The 22,790-nt window shown below is 63.7% G+C and carries 17 protein-coding genes; 6 read left to right on the top strand and 11 right to left on the bottom strand.

Annotation, left to right across the window (positions count from 1 at the left end; all coding sequences use genetic code 11):
• Positions 1–24: 24 nt before the first annotated feature.
• From KW842_RS00825 to KW842_RS00795, 7 genes are all read right to left on the bottom strand, one after another.
• Entirely contained in the window at positions 25–2,316 is a 2,292-nt protein-coding gene (locus KW842_RS00825; protein ID WP_218302198.1) for an SUMF1/EgtB/PvdO family nonheme iron enzyme, read from the bottom strand.
• A 14-nt stretch (positions 2,317–2,330) separates the two neighbouring features.
• The gene (locus tag KW842_RS00820) at positions 2,331–4,505 is read right to left on the bottom strand and encodes a hypothetical protein (RefSeq protein ID WP_218302197.1); all 2,175 of its coding nucleotides are present in this window, start codon (positions 4,503–4,505) and stop codon (positions 2,331–2,333) included.
• Positions 4,506–4,594: 89 nt separating this feature from the next.
• Positions 4,595–5,608 (bottom strand): hypothetical protein, encoded by a 1,014-nt coding sequence (locus KW842_RS00815; protein WP_218302196.1) that lies wholly within the window; start codon positions 5,606–5,608, stop codon positions 4,595–4,597.
• The gene (locus KW842_RS00810) at positions 5,605–6,717 is read right to left on the bottom strand and encodes a hypothetical protein (protein ID WP_229223418.1); all 1,113 of its coding nucleotides are present in this window, start codon (positions 6,715–6,717) and stop codon (positions 5,605–5,607) included. Before KW842_RS00810 ends, KW842_RS00815 begins: the two co-directional genes overlap by 4 nt.
• The gene (locus tag KW842_RS00805) at positions 6,718–7,296 is read right to left on the bottom strand and encodes a hypothetical protein (protein WP_307729768.1); all 579 of its coding nucleotides are present in this window, start codon (positions 7,294–7,296) and stop codon (positions 6,718–6,720) included.
• A gap of 11 nt (positions 7,297–7,307) precedes the next feature.
• Positions 7,308–8,636: a hypothetical protein gene (locus KW842_RS00800; protein ID WP_218302194.1), complete on the bottom strand. Its 1,329-nt coding sequence runs from the start codon at positions 8,634–8,636 to the stop codon at positions 7,308–7,310.
• 80 nt (positions 8,637–8,716) lie between these two features.
• Entirely contained in the window at positions 8,717–11,983 is a 3,267-nt protein-coding gene (locus KW842_RS00795) for a penicillin-binding transpeptidase domain-containing protein (protein ID WP_218302193.1), read from the bottom strand.
• Between the two features lie 186 nt (positions 11,984–12,169).
• Here KW842_RS00795 and KW842_RS00790 point away from each other — a divergent pair, with 186 nt between their 5' ends.
• The 3 genes from KW842_RS00790 (at position 12,170) to KW842_RS00780 (ending at position 13,944) form a co-directional block, all read left to right on the top strand.
• Positions 12,170–12,394, top strand: coding sequence for a hypothetical protein (locus KW842_RS00790; RefSeq protein ID WP_218302192.1), 225 nt, complete (start codon positions 12,170–12,172; stop codon positions 12,392–12,394).
• Between the two features lie 147 nt (positions 12,395–12,541).
• Positions 12,542–13,279 (top strand): YXWGXW repeat-containing protein, encoded by a 738-nt coding sequence (locus KW842_RS27765; protein ID WP_218302191.1) that lies wholly within the window; start codon positions 12,542–12,544, stop codon positions 13,277–13,279.
• Positions 13,279–13,944, top strand: a complete 666-nt coding sequence (locus KW842_RS00780; protein WP_218302190.1) for a ribonuclease HI family protein — start codon at positions 13,279–13,281, stop codon at positions 13,942–13,944. The genes KW842_RS27765 and KW842_RS00780 overlap by 1 nt, the downstream gene beginning before the upstream one ends.
• Here the strand turns inward: KW842_RS00780 and KW842_RS00775 are convergent.
• From KW842_RS00775 to KW842_RS00765, 3 genes are all read right to left on the bottom strand, one after another.
• Complete coding sequence (locus tag KW842_RS00775; RefSeq protein ID WP_218302189.1) at positions 13,941–15,455, bottom strand: hypothetical protein; 1,515 nt, start codon at positions 15,453–15,455, stop codon at positions 13,941–13,943. The genes KW842_RS00780 and KW842_RS00775 overlap by 4 nt on opposite strands.
• Before the next feature lie 46 nt (positions 15,456–15,501).
• Entirely contained in the window at positions 15,502–17,112 is a 1,611-nt protein-coding gene (locus KW842_RS00770; protein WP_218302188.1) for a methyl-accepting chemotaxis protein, read from the bottom strand.
• An 84-nt stretch (positions 17,113–17,196) separates the two neighbouring features.
• Positions 17,197–17,691: a chemotaxis protein CheW gene (locus KW842_RS00765; RefSeq protein WP_218302187.1), complete on the bottom strand. Its 495-nt coding sequence runs from the start codon at positions 17,689–17,691 to the stop codon at positions 17,197–17,199.
• 217 nt (positions 17,692–17,908) lie between these two features.
• Here KW842_RS00765 and KW842_RS00760 point away from each other — a divergent pair, with 217 nt between their 5' ends.
• The 3 genes from KW842_RS00760 to KW842_RS00750 are packed head-to-tail and all read left to right on the top strand — an operon-like array spanning position 17,909 to position 20,613.
• Positions 17,909–18,568: an HD domain-containing protein gene (locus tag KW842_RS00760; RefSeq protein WP_218302186.1), complete on the top strand. Its 660-nt coding sequence runs from the start codon at positions 17,909–17,911 to the stop codon at positions 18,566–18,568.
• A 15-nt stretch (positions 18,569–18,583) separates the two neighbouring features.
• On the top strand, positions 18,584–19,813 hold the full coding sequence (locus KW842_RS00755; RefSeq protein ID WP_218302185.1) for a TCR/Tet family MFS transporter: 1,230 nt from the start codon (positions 18,584–18,586) through the stop codon (positions 19,811–19,813).
• Positions 19,810–20,613 (top strand): ABC transporter substrate-binding protein, encoded by an 804-nt coding sequence (locus KW842_RS00750; RefSeq protein ID WP_218302184.1) that lies wholly within the window; start codon positions 19,810–19,812, stop codon positions 20,611–20,613. The genes KW842_RS00755 and KW842_RS00750 overlap by 4 nt, the downstream gene beginning before the upstream one ends.
• 22 nt (positions 20,614–20,635) lie before the next feature.
• On the opposite strand, the gene KW842_RS00745 is transcribed toward KW842_RS00750, so the two are convergent.
• The gene (locus KW842_RS00745; RefSeq protein WP_218302183.1) at positions 20,636–22,540 is read right to left on the bottom strand and encodes a CocE/NonD family hydrolase; all 1,905 of its coding nucleotides are present in this window, start codon (positions 22,538–22,540) and stop codon (positions 20,636–20,638) included.
• Positions 22,541–22,790 lie beyond the last annotated feature (250 nt).

The following is a 22,790-nucleotide window of genomic DNA, read 5'->3' as shown; positions in this document are numbered from 1 at the left end:
ACTTTCAAAGCCCGGCAGTATACATCATGCGAGCTTTCGAGCGACTCTAAAGCCGACGATGTCATTCGCCAGCACGGCGGAAAAGCCGTTCCTGACCGCCGAGCGCAGGTAGCGCGGGTTGTACAGCCACGAGCCGCCGCGCAGTACACGGCGCACCGGATCGCCGCCTTCCTCCCAGGCGCTGCCGTCTCCCGGCGCGCCCACATAGTTATCGTGCACCACGTCCTGCGTCCATTCCCACACGTTGCCATGCATGTCGAACAGCCCCCATGGATTCGGCTGGAAGGCGCCGACCTTGCTGGTCCCTTGCAGATAGGCGCCGCGCGGACCGCCGTTGTAGGTGTAGTGGCCATCGTAGTTGGCCTGCTCGGTGCTGATGGTGTCGCCAAAACTGAAAGCGGTTTTGGTGCCCGCGCGGCATGCGTATTCCCATTCCGCCTCGCTGGGCAGCCGGTACACATGGCCGGTATTTTCCGACAGCCAGCGCAGATACAGCTGCACGTCCATCCAGCTGATGCCGACTACCGGGTGATCATCGTTTTGCGCGAAGCCCGGCGCACGCCAGTCGGTATCGGACTGCGACTCCCAGCCGGTATCTTTGACAAAGCGCCGCCACTGGGCCACCGTCACCGGGAAACGGCCCAGCGCAAAAGAATGCTCGATGCCGACCCAGTGCTGTGGCTGCTCCCGGTCCAGCCAATTCTTCTGCGCGCCTGCCTTGACCGCCTGCGCCTGCTCCTGGTCGTGAGATCCCATCTGGAACCGGCCGGTCGGTATCAGCACCAGATCAGGCCCACGGCCGCTCCCGTCCAGGAAGCGGTCGTGCAATACGCCATCGGCGTCGGCCACGGGAGTGTTAGCGGTCATCACCTTCAACTCTGCAGCATGTCGTTCGGCCTGCTGCTTGCGATGACGCTCCTGTTCCTGGCGATACGCCGCTTCCGCTTTCAGCTGCACGGCCTTGCGGTGCTGCTCTTCGCGCTCTTCGCGGGCCTGTTTCGCATCGGCGTCTCGGCGTGCCTGCAACTGCTCGCGCAGCACCTGCTTCCGGGCCTGCGCGGCGGCTTCCGCTTCGGCGCGCTGTTTGGCTTCCAGCGCACGGCGCTGCTGCTCCTGGCGCTGCTTGTCCGCAGCCGCCGCCTGCATCTCCGCCTGGCGGCGCGCCGCCAGCTCGGCCACCATGGCCTTGCGCTTTTCCTCTGTCAGGCGCGCCTGTTCCGCCTGCGCCGCCTGTTCCTTCTTGCGCTGCTGTTCGCGTTCCGCCTGTTCTCGCGCGGCCTGCTCCGCCTGCGCTGCCAGTTCAGCTTCATTTGGACCGGCGGCGCGGCGCAGTTCGGCCAGCAGCGCGTTGACCGAGGCCGGCCGGCGCTCCTGCAAATAGGCAAAGCCGTCCTGCAGCACCTGCCACTGCCGCTCATTCAGGCCGCGCGGCGGCGATGGATGAAAGTCCGCCGGACGCATATCGTCAAATGGCATGCGGCCTTCCAGCAACTGATAGATCATTACTGCCACCGCGTACACGTCGAGCTTAGGCGCGGGTTGACGCTGGTGTGTGCCGGCCTCCGGTGCGCGATAGCCGACGGTGCCGGCATTCGGCGTCTGCAAACCCAGACTGCTGCCGGCGCTGCGCGCACGCGAGGCGATGCCGAAATCCAGCAGCTTCACTTCGCCTCGCTGGGTCAGAAACACATTACCCGGCTTGATGTCGCGGTGAACCAGCTTGTGCTTGTCCCATGCGTATTGCAGCGCATCGCCGATGGGCGACAGCAGCTTGTACACCGACTCCAGCGGCAGCGTGCCCTGTTCAGCCAGATAGGCGTCCAGGTCCTGCCCTTCCAGATACTCCATGATGATGAAGTAGCTGGACGTCGCGGGGTCCTGCGCCCATTCATAAACACGGACGATGTTTTCGTGTGCCAGCTTGCGCGCCTGTGTGGCCTCTTCGATCAGCAGCTTGGCGTGGGTGGCGCTTTGCGTCAGCTGCGGCGGGAGAATCTTCAGCGCGACCAACTCGCTATGGCCCAGTTCCGCGTGCGTGGCAAGGTCGGTTGCCAGCCATACCTGGCCCATGCCGCCCATGCCGATCAGCCGCTCCAGCCGGTAACGGCGATTCTGTGGCCCGATCTCCTGTCCCGTCATCAGACCCAGTTCCGTGCCCTGGCGCTGTGGCAGTGGTGCAGGTGCGGCGCGGCCTCCCGGCGGCGCGTATTCCGCGTCCAGGATGGCGTTCTTGCGACGGTCGAATTCTTGGAGACTCAACAAACCGTCATCATGTAAGGCCCGCAATTCGCGGATCTTGTCTCTTGCTGTCTGCATCTTTACTCAATAAGTTACTGCAACGGTGCGCCGCATTCGGCGCAAAATTTGTCATGTGCGCGGCCCGGCGACACCAGGTGGCCGTTCGGGCAGCGCCGCGCTGCCGGCGTGGCGAGATTCACGGCGCCGATCAGGTCGACCTGGTGACGACGATCCTTGTCCAGCTCAGCATCGCGATGCGCACGTTCCTCAAGCACCCGCTCATACGCCATGCGCGCCGCCTCAGCCGGTGTCACGCCCCGCTCAGCCGCCACCACCTGCGACAGCGCCTGTATCTGTTCTGCCGTCATGCCGCCCTGAATCTGCAATTTCATGATCTGCGCCACTGCCTCTACATTGGAGGGCGCGGCAACGGCGGCAATCGCCATGTCGCTCAAGCGGTTCATGGCTTCGATGCGGCGGATCTCGTGTTCCTGCTGCGCTTGCTGGGTGGTGAACGCAGCCGCGCGTTCCTGCTCGAATTTTCTCAGTTCGTGCTGCCAGGCCGCTTCCTGCTCGCGCTGTTTAAGCAGCAGGCGCTGCTCGTCCACCGCCAGCTGATCCAGCATGGCCTGCTTGGTATTGGCCTGATTCTGGCGTGCGTGGACGCCGTCCGCTTCGATGGTGCGCAACAGCTTTTCATGCTGCGCAAGCGCGTCCGCCTGCACTCCTGCGCGCTTGAGGTCTTCTATCTTTTGCTTGATCTGCGCCACGTCCACCGCATTCGAAGCATCCTTGACGGCGTCGCCACGCAGCAGATCACGCTGCCGCGCCAGCGCCAGTTGATCCTCCCATTCCTGCACGCGCTCAGCCTCGCGGCGGCGGGCGGCACTTGCCAGCGTCAAGCCCTGGATGCGCGCTGCATGGGCCTCCGCTTCAATTTGCAGTTCGCGGGCTTTTTCATCTTTTTCACGCTGGCGCAATGCCGCCAGTTCGCTGCGCTTGTGGGATTCGTCTTCGATCAGCAAAGCCTGGGCGATCTGATTCTCGATTGCCTGCTGGCGCAGCTGATGCGACAGGCGCTGCTGCGCGATCTGCCGCTGCTCCAAACCAGTCTGCTGCAGCACTTCAAGCTCGGTGCGCATGCGGATCTGTGCAAGCTGGCGCACATGCTCCCAATCGGCCTGCTCGCCCTGGCGATGCGCCTTGTTGCGCGCCAGCTCTTGTTCCAGGTCCGCCAACACTGTGCCCGCGCCCTTGTCGACCGCGACCTTGCGCGTCTTCGAATCCATCACGCGGCTATACAGTTCCACTTCGCGTGCGCGCAGCGCTTGCACGCGCTCCGCTTCCTTCAGGGTCAGCTCGGCCTTGTTGACGCTGGCGTCCTGACGCAACTCGGCGCGGCGGAAATCCGCATGCATTTTCTGCTCTTCGCGCGCGATGGATTGCCATTCTTCGTCGTTATAAATCTGGTCCAGCTGCTTGACGTGTTCCAGCTGCACATGGCGTTCGTCCGCAACCAGCCACAAGGTGCCGATGCGCGCGCGGTTGTGATCGAATTTATCGTGGCGCAGCGCGGCGGTTTCTACGCCATCCACCGCCAGACCGTAGCTGGCCAGCCGCAATTTGAGCGCGGCCTGCAGGCGTTCGTTCAGTTGCAGGCGCAGGTCGCCGTTGCCGGCCATTTCACGGATCGAGCGGCTGCCAACAAATTCGGCAGCCAACTGGCGCACTGATGGCTCCAGCAGCTCGTGCAAGTGCGCCGTGCTGACTACGCCCGGCACGGTCATGAAATGCTGTGCGAACGCCGGTACATTTTCGATGCGGATGGCAACCGTGAAGCGCGCCGATACTTTCAGATGTTCGGCGGTGTGCAGGTCTTCGAACGCAAATTCGACCGGCAACGGCAGGCTGCGGGTGATCAGGATTTCGGCGTTCTGGTTACGCAGCAGGTGGTTCAAGCGGGTAAAGAAGCCTTCGATTTCATATTCGCCCTGCGGCACCTCAGTGGCTTTATCGGCTTGCAGGATGTAGGCGCGCGTGGTGGCTGGCACGCGCAGTGTCTTGGTAAAGATGCCGGACAGCGTGCTGACACCGAAGTAGACGGCCAGCTCATTATCGCCAGGTATCCAGCGGTTGTCGCGCAATACTGGCTCGCTGCGCGGCGCGCCCAGCGTCAGGCCGCAATGCTTGCAATAGCCCGACTGGTCGCCGTTCTTGTGCTCGCACCGCGGACATTTAACGCCGCCAAAACCAAACATTTGGAACATGCCAGACTCCTTCTACGATTCATCTTACAGGCCGCCCTTCTATCTGCCGATTTTAGCAGGGCAAGCCCGGTTTGCTTCTTGCGCACGGTTTAAATCATGCCAATCTTGTCAATACAGGCAAGTGAGGCGCCTTTTTGCCGCAGTCCGGCGGAAAATCCGGGCGGCAGCTGCTCTTGCCATGCTTTCGGCAACAGCACACGGTCGCCCTGGCTTACTTGATTGAATATTAACGCCAGCTTGGCTTCCCTGCCGTCCACCGTGTCAACGCGGCCGGCGTGCCAGGCGCTTGAACAGCCGGTGGCGATGATGCGGCCGCGCGGCACGAATTCGCGGCCACGCGCGAGGCGGTCGGCCATCACCAGGGCAAGCTGGTACGAACCGCCCTGAAAACGCGGCTGGCCGAAGCGGACCACGCTGCGCCAGCGTCCCAGCCCTTTGCCGTCAAAATGGCGGGCAGCGCTCAGTGCCTGTTTCAGTTCCTGCTGCGCGGCGAGGTCCAGGCCTGGCGCGGCGATCGCATCTTCTTCGCTGGCGGCTGGCGCATCCAGCGGAAACACGCTGACTTCAAGCCAGCCCAGTGTGTCGTTGACGCCGCCGCTGTGCAAGGGAAACCAGGCGCGCACGGTGGAGACGGCGGCCGACTGGTCGGCGTGGCCGCTCAAGGCACCCAGGTGGCTGATGCGCAGCGTTTCACCGTCCGCATTCACGCTGCCATTGACTTTGCCGAGATGCCACGCGTCCGAGCTGCCTTGCGCTGTCATCATGCGCGCTGGCTGAAGGCCGCGCACCATGCGGTCGGCCAGGACGGCGGCCAGTTCCCAATCCCGCTCCCCCGTATCCGGCGTGATGTCCATGCTAAGCACCACCTGGTCACGGCTGTCGAATCGCGTTTCGGTATGCCGAGCGAAGCGGACTATCTGCTGCATGCTGTCGGCGATGGCCGGGGCGTTGGGCACGCTGCACTTGACGTCGGCGCGGTTGGCCCGCGGCCGGCGGCTGGCGGTAATGGTCAGCGTGCGGCCGTCGGCCAGCGTGGTGCGGCATTCGGCATTGGCTGGGATAGCCGGAACAGCGGGGGGCGCGCAGGTCGGGATGCTGGTCATAGAGAGGGCTCCGTTCGCGGGGAATAGCTTGCGCGGCGCAGCGACAAGCCGGTTTCCATGTTGGCGCAAATGCGGTCCGCCTCGTCCAGCAGCGCAGGCCATTGTTGGGTGCCGGCTTGCTGAAAGCGGGCCAGCAGTGACCAGGCTTCGTCCAGCGCGGCTTGGGCGACCAATGTGTGAGCGCTGCGGGATGCCTGGTCTGCGGCTGGCAGCTGCCGATCCGGCGCGGCCCAGGCCAGCGATGGCATGGTGTTGACGTTGAGCGCGGCCATGCCCAGTCGTAGCAGCAAGGATTGATGCTGCTGGAAGATATCCAGGCCTTCGGGTAAAGCCAGCAAGCGCAGTTCACCACCAAGCGCCGGCAGCTCCAGGAACAGCCGGCGCAAGCCTCGCGCATCCTGTTCAGCAGGCCCCAAGCGCGGCTTGCCAGACGGCGCGCCAGCGGCGTTGGTGTTGCGAGCGTCGGCGGCGTTGGCGGCGTTGCTGGCGCTGGCGGCTACGGTGGCGTCGATTGCGCTGGCGGCGTGGGTTGCTGCGGCGCGGGCGCGAAGCATTGCTGCGTAGTCGACTTGCTCGCCCAGATCGACTGGCAGGCAGTCTTCCAGTACCACGCCATACCGGGTATACATCAGCTGATTCAGGCCGGCGCGGAATACATGCCACTCCTCCACTGAGGTGCAGGGCGGCAGCGCCAATAATCCTTGCGCGAGTTCCGACTGTAACGCCATTTCGGCGGCCGAAGCAAAGTCGGCCAGCGTCAGGCGGCCTGCCGTCTCGCTGTATAAATACAGATCAAAGCGCTGCTGCGACATGCGCGGATTGGCCGCATCAATCACAAAATGCAGCCGTAATCCCCATTCCGGCGCCGAAGCAAACGGCGTCAGGTCCATGCTGTACGGTCCCGGATGGAAGCAGAACGCCGCCTCGCCCTGCTCGCACGAGACTTTGCCAGCAGCCATCCGGCGTGCATGGCCGCCAGCATTGAACACCACCACCGTGCTGTGCGCAGGCGCGACATCCCCAGCATCGAGCCGTAACGCGATCAGGGTAACGCCCAAGCCCTCGGTATCGACGGCCTGTTTTCGGCGGCGGCTGAATAATCCCATCATCTACGGCGCTACCGGTTCGACGGCAAAGCCGGCTCCATATAGTTGAAAATGCTCGCCCGGTGCGCTGGCGAACGGCCAGGCGCGTTCGCATTCGCCGTCCGTATCAAGCCGGCCTTGCAGCACAATCGCACCGCCGCCGTCGATCACCCGCAATAGCAGCTGCTCGCGCAACAGCCGCGCTGCAAACGGTGCGTCAGCGGACAAACTCAGAATCACTTGCCAGCCGTCTTGCTGTGGCAGAAAGTGCAGCGTCCAGCAGCCATCATCGGTCACCAGCGATTCCAGCGCCTCGCTGGTCGAGGCGGCGCGCAGCATGCCGCTGCTGCCGCTCCACACCGGATCATTTGCCGCAGGCGACAGCACGCTGGCGCGTCGCCCCAGCGACAGCTGGCGAAAACGCCGCAACGTCAGCGGCGATGCGGCCAGCGCCTGCCGCTCATTTGGCGTGAGGACGCGCGTGCCGTCCAGCGCTGCCAGCAACGTGGCATCGGCCAGCATCAAGCGGTCGCCCGGTACTGCGCGGGATAGCAGCAGTTGTTCGCGCAGACGCGCGTCCAGTTCATCTTGTGGCAAGTTCAAATCACTCTCCTTCATCGCCCGCCCGCCGATTGCAGCCGGGCGATGGCTTCATTACGGCGCTTGCGCAGCGTCGGCATCGAAATCTGGTCCAGCACCGCCAGTTGCTGCAAGGTTGGCAGTTCACCGGTGGCGGGGTCCAGCCAGGCGTCCGGATAGGTATCATCGGATGCACCTAGCAGTTTTTGGTACACGGCCAGGCGGATCGGCAGGGATTCGTCGCGCAGCATGCGCACCGTCCAGCTGCCGGCTTCCTGCGCCGACCGCGCCATTTCAAGATAGCGGAGGGGCAGGGAAAGCTCGGCGGCGCGGCCTTGTTCGGCGGCCAGCTCCGCCTCGCTGGCGTGATATTCAGGGGCAGCGGCATGTGCTGCCTCTGCATCCTCATCATCCTCAGTTTCATCGTCCACGTCATGCTCCGGCGCGGACAGAATGCGATCCTCGCCTTGCGGCAGGCCGCTGGTCCCGGCCTGCTCGGACTCGCCGATCACCCGCCAATAGTCTTCCAGCCACAACGCCGCCTCGCCGGCAGCAGTTTGCCAGTCGTCGGCGCTGTCCATATTGGCGGACAGCGCTTCATAGTCGCCGATTTCCGCCAGCAGCGAAGCAATCTTGTCCGGACTATTTTTCAGGCTGGCGAAACGCTTGGACTTGGTGTGCAACGGTCCCGGCGAGCCGCCAAACTGTGCTTGCGACTCGCTCCAGCGGATAAGCCACTCCGCCTTGCAACCGCTGATGGACTTCATCTGCCGGACTTCAATCGGGACGCCGGCCAGTGGCCGTCCCAGAATAACGCCGACCCGCGCAGAATGCTGCTCCCAGGCGGCGAACAGTCCAGCGATTTCGCGATACGCGGTGTCCAGCATCCGATAAGTGTAGATTTTATTGGGCGAGCAATCGCGCCCCGTGGCGACGATGTAATTGTCCGCGTCGACCTTGTCGCGCAGCGTGGCGAACATGTCGTTGATCTTCTTGCGCAGCACACCCTCGGCGGCGGGATCCTGCCAGAAATCGCCGCTGCGCGCGTGTTCCGCCGCGATGGCCGCGACAAAGGCCGCCCAGTAGGCCGGCTGCGCCTGCAATTCGTACAACAGTCCCAGCGACAGCTCGTACACGCTCTCGCCGTAGCTGTTGCCATCCGCTTCGCCGCGCGCAGTGCGGGCGTTGGCGCGCAATGCGGCGGCTACCGCGTCGGTATAGGCGTCGAGCAGCGTCGCGTGCTGCGCGGGTTCGAGCACCTGGCGCACCTCAATCTGCCGGAATGCCTGCAATGAGCAGTGTCCCAGCAGCTTGCGCACCTGTTCCCAGCCGTGCTCCTGATACCGGGTTCCTGGCAAGCGCATACAGTCCTGTATAAAAGATAAGTCAAAAGGCTTCTCAAGCATGCCACAAAATGGTCGATCGCATTATCCCGTTTACAAGGCTATTTCCCCTTCTGTTCAGTGTTCTGCGCGGCCAGCGTGGACAGAATGGCGGCGATGACCGGCGCCGCATGCTCGCCGCCGGTGGCATCCGAGTGGCTGACAAACGCCGCCATCGCCAGCCGGTGCGTCTGGCCGGGCAGGCTGCCCGGTTCCAGCCAGCCGGTGAACCAGACCGTCGCGGTATCTTCGCCGCTTGGCGCGGTGCCGGTTTTGCCGTACAGGCCAGGCCGGACCGAGGCGAGCGCCGCGCCACGAAACGCGCCTGCACCGGTGCCCACATCGACCACGCCTTTCATGCCGGCCTTGATACGGTCCAGGCGAATGCCCAGCGCTGGCGCAGCGGCCGCCTTGCTATCGGCGCCATCCAGCGACAACAGCATGCGCGGCGCGACCACCCTGCCCTGTCCGACCGCTGCCGAGGCCAGCGCCATTTGCAGCGGCGTGACCTGCATGCGCAGGCCGATTGCCATCTGGCGCAGCTCATGGCGCGTGTGAATAGGGTCGATGCGGGCTGGCGTGGCTTGCAGCGCATCCCAGGCGCGCCAGTTGAAATCAGCCGGCAGCAGGCCACCGTCCAGGCGCAGCGTTTGTTCGAAGCCCAGCCGGCGCGCGGCGGCGAAGATGGGCCGCACGCCATCCAGTGCATCGGCGTCCAGGGCCTGCAAGTCCGGCGCCCCGCCGTCAGGGCGGCCAAACAGGCTGCGGTCGCTCAGTTCACTCGACCAGGCGAACCAGGTATTCAGGCTGTACGTCAGCGCCTGCGCCAGCCCTAGCCTGCCCTCCTGCGCGCGCCGGTCCAGGCTTTGCTCGCGGTAGTTGGTAATATGCGCCAGGCGCGGATTCAGCGGGTAGCTAGCGGCGTCGGTCTGGAAACCGTAGCCGCGCTGTACGGCCAGGCGATTGATGGCGGGCAGCGGCATGCCGCCCAGCAGCGCATCGATCTGCGCATCGTTTTGCGCAGCCAGCTCCAATCCTAGCGCGCTGATCACCTTGAAGGTGGAGCCCGGACTTTGATGCGCGCCGCCGTCATGCTGCAAGGCCGGCAGCCGCAATGGGCTGCGCGCGGGACTGGTGCGATCGAAGTCGCGCACTTCGGCCCAGTTGGCGGCATTGACCGCGCCTGTTCCGGCGCCCGCAGCGGCGAGAATATCGCCGGTTTCCGTATCGAGGATGACCAGGCCCGCGTGACGATTGCCGGGCACCGGCTGCGCACCGGTACAGCGGCCTTCCTGCCAGCGGCCGCGCTGCATGGCCACGCATTCCAGCACGCGCTGGCTGAGCGCTTGCAGCGGCAGGTCAAGGGTCAATCGGGCGTCCACCACGCCGGCGGGTGCAGGCAAGCGCGCCAGCATGCCGGCTACGCTGCTGGCATGCTCCGGGCTGACGCCAAGCAACGGCGTGAGGCCGGCTTCCATGGCGGATTCGCTGGGTGCGCCGTCTGCCCACAACGTGCTGCCATTGCGGTCACGCAGCTGTACCGCCGAGGGTGCCGCAGCGCGCGCGGCGCTATTGTTGCCGGGTGCGAGCGGCTGCCAGATCAGGCGTCCGCCGGCCACGCGCAGGTGGCGGTACTTCTGATCTTCCGGCGTATTGAAGTCCAGCGGCTGCACATCCAGCTGCACGCTGCGTGCGCCTGGCAGCAGCACCAGTTGGACGTGCTGAACATCATTGCTGCTCACGCAGGCGCGGCCACTGCAGGCCCCAAGCATCGTTGCCGTGGCGCCGCTGACATTGCCGGCGCGGCCAGCGACCAGCAGCTGCAACACTTCGCCGCCGCTGGCGGCACGCGGTAATTGCAACGCCAGCCGCACGGTTGACCGACCATCGCCTTCGCCGGACTGCGGCCAGCGGGCGACGCGCGTCCACGGCTGCCATCCCTGCGGCAGCGATGCGAACAGGCGCGATGCGGCCACCGGCATCTGGCTGGTGGTGGCCACCAGCACCAGCGCGCCGCCTTGCGCCGCGCTGCCAGCCGTGGCAGTCCACTCCAGAGGCAAATCCGCCGGCCCCTTGATGCGCCAGGCCAGCAAGCGGCGCTCGCTATTATAGATATCGATCTGCTGCCGGACATACGCTCCGTCGGCCTGGTAGTACAGGCGCTTGAAGAGTTTTTGCGTCGCCGGTCCGGACGGTACCTGCTTCCAGCTACCAAGCTCTCCGGCGCGCTCGGCGGGCGCGGCGGCCTGCCATTGCGGCAGGTCGCGCGGTGCGACTTCGATAGCGCCATTGCGGGCCAAGCGTATCAGTCCTTGCGCTTGCAACTGCTCAAACAGCGCCTGGTCTTCCAGCGCGGCTGCGGCGGCATTGGGGACTTGATAGCTTCCCGGCGCAAGATAGGCACTGACGGCGCGGCCGCGTGCCGGAAACGCCGTCACCAGCGCCGGGTTGGCGGTCGACGTCGCTGCCGGACGATAGACCTGCACCACCAGCTCGCCGGCCTGAGGGCACATGGCGTTGGCGCGGCGCTCAATGCGCAGCGCAGAACCGGCGCCCCACAACAGCCAGCCCTGCTGGCGCAGCGCCACCTGGCCGCTGCTCCCCTGCTCGATCTGGCCCAGGCTGGCGTCACTCAGCCAGCGCGCGTCCCCTTGCCTGGCGCGCCAGCTGAGTTGCAGCGGCTCGCTCAGCGCGTCGTTAAAGTCGGAGCGGGCCACGCCTTCAATCTGCACTTCGGGCATGGCCTCGGCGCCGCTGTCGCGGTCAGCCACCAGCAGCACGTTGCGCAATGAAATCTGGACGTTCGACTCCTCATTGCGCTTCACCCAGCGCCTTACATCGTCAAAACGATAGCCGATACGCAGCGGCAGCAACCTGGCGTCGGCCGGGCCACGCAGCTGGCTGCACAAGTCCACCCGCACCGGCGGAGCAGCTTGCAAACTGGAGGCGATCAGCAAAGCGCCTTCAGGGTGCACGCTGGCGCTGATTCCGGCCTGGCTTGGCACCGTAAAGCCGACGCCGGGCAAGACCGACTGATACACGCCGGCGGCGCGCACATTGGCGGCCGACTGCGGCGTGCTGGCCGTGGTCTCAGCCAAATGCAGTGCATGGCCGGCGATCAGCGCCCCGCCGCCAGCCGCCAGCAAGCCGCCCGCGACAGCCAGCCATAGGGAACGGCGCGATACAGCGGAAGCCGGACCAGCGGCATCCCGGACGCGGCGTGAGGAAACCAGCCTGACCGGCACGCCAGCGCGCAGATTGGCGCTGCGCCGGCGGGCGCGCCGGCGTTCGGCCCAGGCTTGCATCATGATGGTAATAAATCGCGGCATATGCCCCTCGCGCTATTGTTCTGCGCCTGCTTAGCAGAGGGGCAAGGAAAAACCGGCCTCCCATCCCGCCAAAATGCATTTCGCGCCGCATAAATTGCGTCTCGTCGCAATCCGGGTGCGGCTTGCAAGGGGTTTGGATACAGTGACTACATCGAAGCTCACTTTAACCAACGCAAGGAGAACATCATGAATGTCCTGAAAAACTTTGAAGCCCTGTTCGTCGTGACCGCTGCCCTGACCTGCGGCGCCGCTTACGCACTGACGCACACCACCGTGGAAGCACGCGATCCCAATATGCAAACGGTCGTCGTCAGCGCCAAACGCATGACGCCTGAACAGAAGCTCCAATCGGTGCTGGAAGAACGCGCCACCGTGATGGCTGCTGAAGCGATCAAAGCCGATAAGATCTGAATCTGTGCGCCGGCGCACGTTTGATTTGCACGGCTTTGTGTCATATGTAAAAAGTTGCATCATTCAGCACCACGAAGAAAATCGCTTGATATAGTGCCTCCCATGCGCAACAAAATATAGCGCAGTTAAAAGAACGGAGGACTTATCATGATCAAGCCAATTTTTGCCACCGCGATTCTCGCATTGAGCGCGGCAGCTTTTGTACCGAACAACGCGTCAGCGCAGGCCGGCGTTAGCATCGTGATCGGCAACGCACCGCCACCTCCACGCTTTGAAAGCGTGCCTGCGCCGCGCCACGGCTATGTCTGGGCGCCAGGCTACTGGAACTGGGACGGCCACCGCCACGTATGGGCCGGCGGACATTGGGAGCGCGAACGCATGGGCGGCCACTGGCGCCAGGCCGAATGGGTACGCGACGGCGGCGGTTGGCGCTTCGCACCGGGCGGCTGGATCACTGTCGGCGGCCCTGCACGCGTCGACTACATCACCGTTGCACCGCCACCGCCACGCTATGAGCGCATTCCCGCGTCACGCCCAGGCTATGTATGGGCGCCCGGCTACTGGGACTGGCGCGGCAACCGCCACGAATGGGTAGGCGGCAACTGGGTCGCCGCGCGTCCAGGCTATATTTACCAGCAACCGCGCTGGACGCAGCGTGACGGCCACTGGTATCGCGAGCAGGCGCGCTGGGACCGTGGTCCCGGCGGCGACCGTGACCATGACGGCATCCCCAACCGCTACGACCGTCATGACAACCGTGGCGATCGCGGTGGACGCGGAGACCGCGACCACGACGGCGTGCCGAATCGCTACGACCGCGACCGAGATGGCGACGGCGTCCCGAACCGCCACGACCGCCATCCCGACAACCGCCGCCGCGATTGATGAAAAACACACAGTTTGAAACGCTGGCCACGGCCGCCTTCAAAGGCGAGCGCGTGGCCGCGCGCCGTTTGGCGGCGCGCAGTCAACTCGATGAAGCACAGGCACTGCTACAGGTGCTGACGCTGGCAGCTGGCGCGATGGGGCTGGCGCAAATGCTGGCCGAACGCGATCAACTGCGCCTGCGCGTTGAAGCGCGCCGGTTGGAGCGGCAGACAAACGCCGCGCACAAGCTGGCGCAACGCAAGGCCGGCATGCAGACCACGGCCGCGTGGCGCGGCTGGTTTGACGGCTCTGCACATCCAAATCCGGGGCAGATCGGCATCGGCGCCCTGCTCTGCGGACCGGATGGTCAGCGCCGGGAAATCAGCCGCCGCGCCGGCCATGGCAACAGCAGCGAAGCTGAATACCTGGCGCTGACGGCATTGCTGGAGGCGGCAGTGGAAATGGGCGCGACAGAATTGGCTGTACACGGCGACAGCCAGGTCGTGATCAACGATGTGAATCTCGGCGCGGCGCGCGGCGCCAAGGGACTGGAAGAACACCGTGCACGCGTGGTGGCGCTGATGGCCGCGCTGAGAGATGTCAGCCTGCGCTGGGTGCCGCGTCACCGCAATGGCGACGCGGACCGTTTGTCGCAGCAGGCCATCGGACCGGCCGACGATTAACGCAGCAGCTTCAGGCGCTCGACCGCGTGCTTATTATTCGGGTCCAGCGCCAGCGAGCGCCGGTAGCTGGCGATGGCTTCCGGCTTGTTGCCTACGGCCTCATAGCCTTCGGCCAGGCTATCGTGCAGATTGCTGTTCTGCGGATACAGCGACACGCCGAGCTTGAATATCTCCACACCCGCCGTTTCCTTGTTGGAGCGCAGCAGCTCATAGCCCCAGCCGTTCAGATCCGAATCGCTCAGCATAAAGCTGCTGTCCTGGCCATGCAGCCTGGCGTAAATGCTGACGGCTTGCGCATAGCCCTGCTTCGCCAGCTCGGCCGCAAAGCCTGCGCGGGTGGCGACCGGACCGGTGTCCGCCGCGCGCGGCTCGTACAACGCCATATGGCGTGGCGCACCGTTCTGGGTAGGCGAACGCTGGATAAAAGCCAGGCCAGCAGCGTCGCCCTTCAGGTAGGCATTCGAAAACGCCAGCATATAGCGCGCGGTCCAGTAATACGCCTGCTCGACTTCCGCCCGCGTGTAGTCGTCAAAATGCGATGGCGGCATGAAGCGCAGCGCGGCTGGCGAAAAATCTACATGTACCATCGGTTGCATGACCAGCTGATACAGCTGCATATGGCGCGCCGCGTTCAGCAGGCTGAATGAGGTTTCGATCCCGTCCCGGTTCAAGGTGGAGATGGTGGACAGCTTGCGCGAGATATACAGCCAAGGTATCGTCAACCGCGACACTGGCAATTGCTTCGCCAGCTCCGGCTCACGCGTACCATCCAGGCTGATGACGGCCGAGATGCGATTGTCGGCCGCAGCCGCAAACAAGTTGGTCAAGCCGCCCCAGCTCCAGCCGGCCGCCGCGATATGCGCGGTATCGGCAAACGGCAGCGTGTAAGCATACGAGACCAGGAAGCCGATGTCGCGCGACTGCGCCTCGATGCCTTCGCGGTCTGCCGTCATCAGGTAGCTGCGCGTACCGAGGTTGCGGCTGGCGATCACCACGTAGCCGTGGCTGGCCAGATACTCGCCGATGTCGGCCGCTTCGTGCGCGGGGCTGCCGCCGCCCGGTGCATACACCACCACCGGATATTTGCCGGCCAGCGGCGCGGCGTCATGCACCGCCCACATGCGCTGAGCGAACAGCGCCCTGGCCTGGGTTTCGCCAACGGCACGAACGGCCGACGCCAGCTGGCGCGCCATGAAGGCGTCCACATCCGCCCTGGAACGGCTGTAGTCAGCGTCGGTCGCTTCGGTCCGGATGTAATCGGAATAAGGAATGCGCGCACCGGACGGCGCGGCGGGATACCAGACCAGTGTCTGAACAGGGCGGGAACGTTCGCCGCTGTAAGGCTGGCCATGCACGACATCGTTTTGCTCGCGATAGCTGCGCGAGTAGTCATACTGCTGCACGAGGCGGAAGCCGACACCGTGCGGCCCCCGTTCAAGATTGGCGAAACCGGTTTCCGCCTGTACCAGCGGCGCCAGCGCCGCCGTCAACACCAACAGTAAATAGCGCATCACACTCCCGGCAACATGGCCTAAAAGCCAATGCTATCGGAAAAGCTTAAACGCTGCGAGTAATTTGCAGCTGTGGACGCGCCGGGCGCGATTGGGTCAGGCGTGGCGCGCCATCCACCTTGAATACGCTGACGGCCTGCGCCAGCGCAGCCGCCTGCTGTTGCATCGATTCCGCTGCCGCTGCGGCCTGTTCGACCAGCGCCGCATTCTGCTGCGTCACCGCATCCATCGAACCGATCGCCTGATTGACTTCGTTGATGCCGGCGCTTTGCTCGCTGCTGGCGGCGGTGATCTCGGAAATCATGTCGCTGACCTTGTGCACGCTGGCGACGATTTCATCCATCGTGGTGCCGGCGTCTGCCACCAGTTTGCTGCCCTGGTTGACTTTCTCGACCGAGTCGCCGATCAAGGCCTTGATTTCCTTGGCGGCCGATGCGGAACGCTGCGCCAGATTGCGCACTTCCGACGCCACCACCGCAAAGCCACGGCCCTGCTCACCAGCGCGCGCCGCTTCCACCGCAGCGTTCAGCGCCAGGATATTGGTCTGGAAGGCGATACCGTCGATGACCGAAATAATGTCCACGATTTTGCTGGACGACTGATTGATCGAATCCATGGTGCCTACCACTTCCGCCACCACGGCGCCGCCCTTGACAGCGACCTGCGCCGCCGTCGCCGCCAGCTGATTGGCCTGGCGGGCGTTGTCCGCATTGTGCTTGACGGTGGAGGTCAGCTCTTCCATCGACGACGCAGTTTCTTCCAGCGCGCCAGCCTGCTGCTCGGTGCGGCGCGACAGATCCTGGTTGCCTTGCGCGATTTCGGTCGACGAAGTGCTGATATGGTCGGTGCCCTGGCGAACTTCGGTGACGATGTTCAGCAGGCTGGAATTCATCTCTTTCAGCGCCGACAGCAGCTGGCCGGTTTCGTCCTTGGCGCTGTCGTCGATGTGGCCGGTCAGATCGCCGCTGGCGACGCGGCGCGCCGCCGTCACGGCTTCCTGCAACGGACGCACGATGCCCGTGGTCAGCAGCCAGGCGCTGGTCAGGCCGAACACCAGCACCAGCGCGGCCAGCATGAACAGCAGATGACGGCTGCTGGTGGCCACGTCGTCGATGTGGGCGGCGCTGGCGTCGATTTTGGCGCGCTGCATTTTCAGCAGTTCGACGATCAGTTCCTGATACTTGGCCGTGCCGGGACGGAAAACGGTTTCAAAAATCTTCGTGGCTTCTTCCAGTTCGCCGGCGGTCTTCAGCTTGTTGATCTGGTCGCGCGACGACAGGTAGACCTTGCGCTGCTCGCCGATGCGGGTAAACAGCTCTTTCTCGTCAGCGTCGCTGATCAGCGTTTCGATTTTCTTTTGCAGCTCGCCGGAAGCGGCCGACGAGGTTTTGGACTCTTCGGCGAAGTAGGTGCCGAGCGAAGGATCGGCGCTGCGTGCGATCGCGGTGGTGCGGCGGATACCGCTATCAATCTTGCCCGACCAGTCGGAGATCATGCGCTCCTTGGCCAGCGGCACCTGCATCATTTCGCTGGTGGCCGAGGCCACGCCTTGCAGGCGCCACACGCTGATGCCGGTGATCAGCATCGCAAACGCCAGAATAATCGTGAAACCCAACGCCAGGCGTTTGCCGATACTGATATTCGCCAACATATTCATTCTTGCACCTACCTCTCGGAGTAAATCAAAAACAAAACTACGGTATCAGCATCGGGTGTTGCCCGGCGTGATGTCAGCTGGCGCTTATGCCGCCAGCGCCGTGCTCTCGATCAGGCCCATGTCCGCGCTGGACATCAGCTTGTCGATATCAACCAGGATCAGCATGCGTTCTTCAATGGTGCCCAGGCCGACGATATGGTCGGTGTTCATGGCCGAGCCGATTTCCGGCGCCGGTTTGATTTGTTCCGGCAGCAGCGTGGTCACGTCCGACACGCGGTCCACCACCATGCCCACCACGCGGTGGCCAATGTTCAGGATGATGACGACCGTGAATTGGTCGTAGGTCGGTGTACCCAGGTTGAATTTGATGCGCATGTCGACGATCGGCACGATGATGCCGCGCAGGTTGACGACGCCTTTGACGAAGTCAGGCGCGTTGGCAATCCGGGTCGGGGTTTCGTAGCTGCGGATCTCGCTGACTTTCTGGATATCGATGCCATACTCTTCCTGGCCCAGGGTAAAGGCCAGGTACTCGGCCGCGTTGGTGGCGGCGGCGTTGAGTTCGCTTACGTTGGACATATCTTTTCCTTATTACAAAAAAGTGACTGAGCGTAATGTTACCTCAAGTCAAGTTCAATAGCACCAGATAAATGCGCAGCAGCAACAAAATAATCTTATTGCAATTGCCAGCTTAGTGATTCCACCACGTTTTGCCTCTGCACAACCATGCGGCGAGGCTGTATGATTGCTGACAAATTGACCAATAAAACGACCAATTGTTACTTCTGGGAGACAGATGAATAGCTTGCTCAATAGCTGGCGCCCGCGCCTGGTCGCGCTCGCCGTCGCCGCGCAAGGCATGGACGGCGCCCACGACACCAATCATCTGCACCGCGTATGGCGCAACGCCAGCCTGTTGCTGAACGATTATCCGGAGGCCGATGCGCTGGTCGTACTGGCCGGCTGCTACCTGCACGATCTGGTCAACCTGCCGAAGAACGATCCGGAACGCCATCTGGCGTCACGCAAGGCCGCGCTGCTGGCCAGCCGCCAGCTGGCCGCGCTGGATTTTCCGCCAAACAAACTGGCGGCCGTAGCCCACGCCATCGAGAGCCACAGCTTTTCGGCCGGCATCCGCGCCGAAACCATCGAAGCCAAGATCGTGCAGGACGCCGACCGGCTGGATGCGCTGGGCGCGGTCGGCCTGGCGCGCCTGTTCTATACCGCCGGACGCATGGATTCGGCGCTGGCCCATCCGGACGATCCGATGGCGCTGCACCGTGATCTAGATGACAAGGCCTATGCGCTGGACCATATCGATACCAAGCTGGCCACCCTGCCCGGCAAGATGCAGACCGCCGCCGGCCGCCGCCTGGGCGAAGCCCGCATGCAGGAGCTGATCGCCTTCCGCGACAATTTCATCGCCGAATGGGCTGCCAGCCCGGCCGCACCGTAACTTTTTCGAGTACTCATGAGCCAAGCCGATACTGCTGCACCGCAAGGTAAGCTGAACTTTGTACTGATCTGCGTTTTCATCGACATGCTGGGCATTGGCCTGATTGTGCCGGTGCTGCCGGTGCTGGTCGGCGAATTCACCGGCACGCGCGATAACCAGGCCTATTGGTATGGCGTGATGAGCGCCGTCTTCGGCCTGATGCAATTCCTGTTCATGCCGATGCTCGGCGCGATCAGCGACCGCGTCGGCCGCCGTCCGGTGCTGCTGTATTCAATGGCCGGCATGAGCATCAATTTCCTGTCGACGGCATGGGCGCCTAATCTGGCCTGCCTGTTCATCGGCCGCGTCATCGGCGGCATGTCGTCGGCCAGCATGTCGGTGGCGTCGGCATATGCATCGGATATCTCGACACCGGAAAACCGCGCCAAGAGCTTTGGCAAGGTCGGCGCCGCGTTTGGCCTGGGCTTCATCTGCGGGCCGATGCTGGGTGGGCTGCTGGGCACGGTCGACCTGCACCTGCCATTTTATGTGGCGGGCGCGCTGTCGGCGGCCAACTTCGTCTACGGCTATTTCTTCGTGCCGGAATCGCTGCCGGCATCGCGCCGCGCCGCATTCACGCTGGCCAAGCTGAATCCGCTGGCGGCGCTGGGCAAGCTGGCGCGCCGCACCGATATTCGCGGCCTGATCCTGACCTACACGCTGGTGACGCTGGCGGCCATGCTGCTGCAAACCACCTGGGTGCTGTACACCACCTTCCGCTTCAACTGGACGCCCGGCCAGAATGGCGCAGCGCTGTTTTGCGTCGGCCTGACGGCGGCCGTGGTGCAAGCCGGCCTGCTGGGGGTGCTGATCAAGCGCTTCGGCGAAGTGCGGCTGTCGGTGCTGGGACTGGTGTCCGGCAGCGTGACCTATCTGCTGTACGGCCTGGCTACGCAGGGCTGGATGATGTATGTGCTCATCCTGTGCAATGTGCTGTCGTTCGCGATTGGCCCTGCGCTGCAAAGCATTATCTCCAAGAGCACGCCGCCCAATGAACAGGGCGAGCTGATGGGATCACTGCAATCGATCAGCAGCGTCGGCGTGATCATCATGCCGCTGCTCGGCTCCGCCATTCTGGGGGAGGTCAGCCATCTGGCGTCGGATGACTGGCGCGTCGGCAGCACCTTCTATCTTTGCGCGGCGATGCAGACCATCGCCATCGTGGTCGCGCGCAACTACTTCCGCAAACACCAGGAGCCGGCATGAAACCGCGCCTTCTGTTTGCAGCCTGCCTCGCCAGCCTGGCCGTGCAGCATGCCGGCGCCAGCTGCTCGCGCGACCTGGCAGCGCCGGTGTCGTCCAACGGCGCCAGCGTGATCATCGAAGGCGATCAGGTGAAAGGCATTTATCCGGACGTGCTGCGCAGCATACAGGCCAAGACCGGCTGCAACATCGTGTTCACCGTGGTGCCACGGGCGCGCCAGGTAGCGATGTTCAAGGCCGGCAAGGCAGACGTGCTGGTGCCGGCGTCGCGCACGCAGGAGCGCGACCAGATCGGCACCTTCATCCCGATGATCAATCACCGCGCCATGCTGATCTCGGTGAACAACGGCCGCGCGCCCATCACCAGTGCCCAGGACCTGCTGGCGCGCAAGGATCTGCGGGTAGCCGTGGTGCGCGGCTTTGACTATGGCGACCGTTATATAGAGCTGATCAAAGAACTGCAAAAACAGGGCCGCGTGTTCGTCGAGGTGGATGTGAGTGCCGTCGCGCGCCTGCTGCACGCCGGCTCGGCCGACCTGACCATCATGGGACCGACACTGATGGCCGGCGCAATCCGGCGCGAGCCGCGCGTGCTCGGGCTTCAGGAAAAACTGAAAGCCGAAGCAATCCCGGAACTGCCGTGGAACCAGAGTGGCGCCTACATCTCCAACGCGATGAAGCCCGAGGACCGCGCCATCCTGCGCTATGCGCTGGAAAGCGCCGGCAAATCGAACCAGATCATGGAAGGCTATCTGCGCTACTTCCGCGCCGAGGTGCTGACCGACAGCGTCCGCCCGCGCTGACGCGGCGCGGACGCTGCTGTTCTTACTTCGCTTCCACCACTGGCAGCTCAATCGCGCTGCGCTGCTCTCCAGCGTGATACACCTTCAGCGTAGCCTTCTGATAATCCGAAGGCTTGGCGTAGAAGATATTCGGCACATAGCTTTGCGGATTGCGGTCATACAGCGGGAACCAGCTGGACTGGATCTGCACCATGATGCGGTGGCCCGGCAGGAACACGTGATTGGCGTTCGGCAGCGCAAAGCGGTAGCGCTCCACCGTGTTCGCCGGAATCGGCGATGGCGTTTCCAGGCTGTTGCGGTAGCGGCCACGGAAGATGTCCATCGAGATGCCGAGCTGGTAGCCGCCCAGCTCCGGCTGCGACGGCACCTCATCCGGATACACGTCGATCAGCTTGACCACCCAGTCGGTATCGGTGCCGGTGGTCGAGGCAAACAGATTGACCACCGGCGCGCCGGCGATCTGCACTTTGCCTTTCAGCGGTTCGGTGACATAGGTCAGCACGTCCGGACGGTCCGAGAAGCTGCGCTGGTCGCTGACCAGCCATGGTTGCCAGACATTGCGGTCGGCCATGCGCACAGGGCGCGGCACGAACGGCACCGGCTTGGCCGGGTCGGACACGTATTCGTCGTAGGCCGCGCCCTCTTTCGGCGCATCGAAGCCCAGCTTGAAGCCGTTCTGCAGATAGATAGGCTTGAGCGGCGCGGCGCAATGCTCGGCACACGCCAGCGGCCATTGCGGCAGTTTTTGCCAGCGATTGACGCCAGTCTGGTAGAACAGCACCGGCGGCGTGTCGGCTACTGCTGCGCCATCTTTCAGGTACTGATCAAGGAACGGCTGCATGAAGTCGCGGCGGAACTCCAGCGCGGTGTCGCCGGTGAACTTCAGCGCGCCCAGCGTCGAGCCTTCGTAATTGACGCCACTGTGGCGCCATGGGCCGACCACCAGGTAGTTCTTGTTGTTATCCTTGTCCTTCGGCTCCAGGGCTTCGTAAACGGCGTAGGCTCCGTAGATGTCTTCCTGGTCCCAGTAACCGACTACGTTCATGGTTGGCACTTTCAGCTCGCGCTTGGCGAGGATCTTATCCAGCGCCTGGTGCTGCCAGTAGCTGTCGTAGGCCGGGTGCTCAAACAGTTTTTTGGTGAAGTTGAGTTTGTCCAGGCCGAACTGTGCGGCATAGCTGGCGGCCGAGCCGCCGCGCAGCATGCCTTCATAATCGTCGTAGACGCCGGTGGCCAGCTGCTTGCCGGCGCCGCGCGCGGCGGTCTGGCTGGCGATATAGCGCAGGTTGGGCATGCGGAAGGCGCCGTTGTGGAACCAGTCGTCGCCGCGCCAGCCATCGACCATCGGGCTCATCGGCACGGCGGCTTTCAGCGCCGGGTGCGGATTGGTCAGCGCCATCAGCACAGTGAAGCCTTCGTAAGAGGAGCCGATCATGCCGACTTTGCCGTTGGTTTCCGGGATGTTCTTGACCAGCCAGTCGATGGTGTCCCAGGCGTCGGTGGCCTGGTCGTTGCGGGTGTTGTTCAGCGGGCCGATCAGCGGGCGGGTCATGACGTAATCGCCTTCCGAGCCGTATTTGCCGCGCACGTCCTGGAACACGCGGATATAGCCTTCGCTGAGCATGGTTTCGTCGCCCTGGCCGGCGGTAGCCAGCACGCTCGGGCTGATGTTGCGGCTGGCGCGGCCGCTGGCGTTGTACGGGGTGCGAGTCAGCACGATCGGCGCCTTTTGTGCGCCTTGCGGGATGAGGATGACGGTGTGCAGCTTGACCCCGTCGCGCATCGGTATCATGACCTCGCGCTTGACGTAGTCGGCATGAGGAATGGCAGTGTCGAACCTGGCGGGAATGTCTGGCGCCATGGCCGGCGTTTGCGCAAACACGGGGAAGGACAAGGCAAGCAATGCTGCAACAGCAGTAAAACGCATGGCGGCTCCACGAAAAGATTTCCAATGAAGCAATATACCACTAATGCAGCAGCTTGACAGACAGGCCATGACCTGCAACCATACGGCCATGATTTTTTTTGCACCGCTTCACACCCGCACATATTGGCGCCGCTCCTAGCGAGCGCGGCCACTGTACACCCATAGTGATGTGATATTTTTATCAACGCCGCCCTAGTCTGGTGGCGTTTTTGCATCCAAGCGCCAGATTCGGGGCAACGTAAAGGAACCC

The sequence above is a fragment of the Duganella sp. sic0402 genome, from assembly GCF_019219065.1.
Classification (GTDB): domain Bacteria; phylum Pseudomonadota; class Gammaproteobacteria; order Burkholderiales; family Burkholderiaceae_D; genus Rugamonas.
This window is presented reverse-complemented; position numbering and strand designations above follow the sequence as displayed.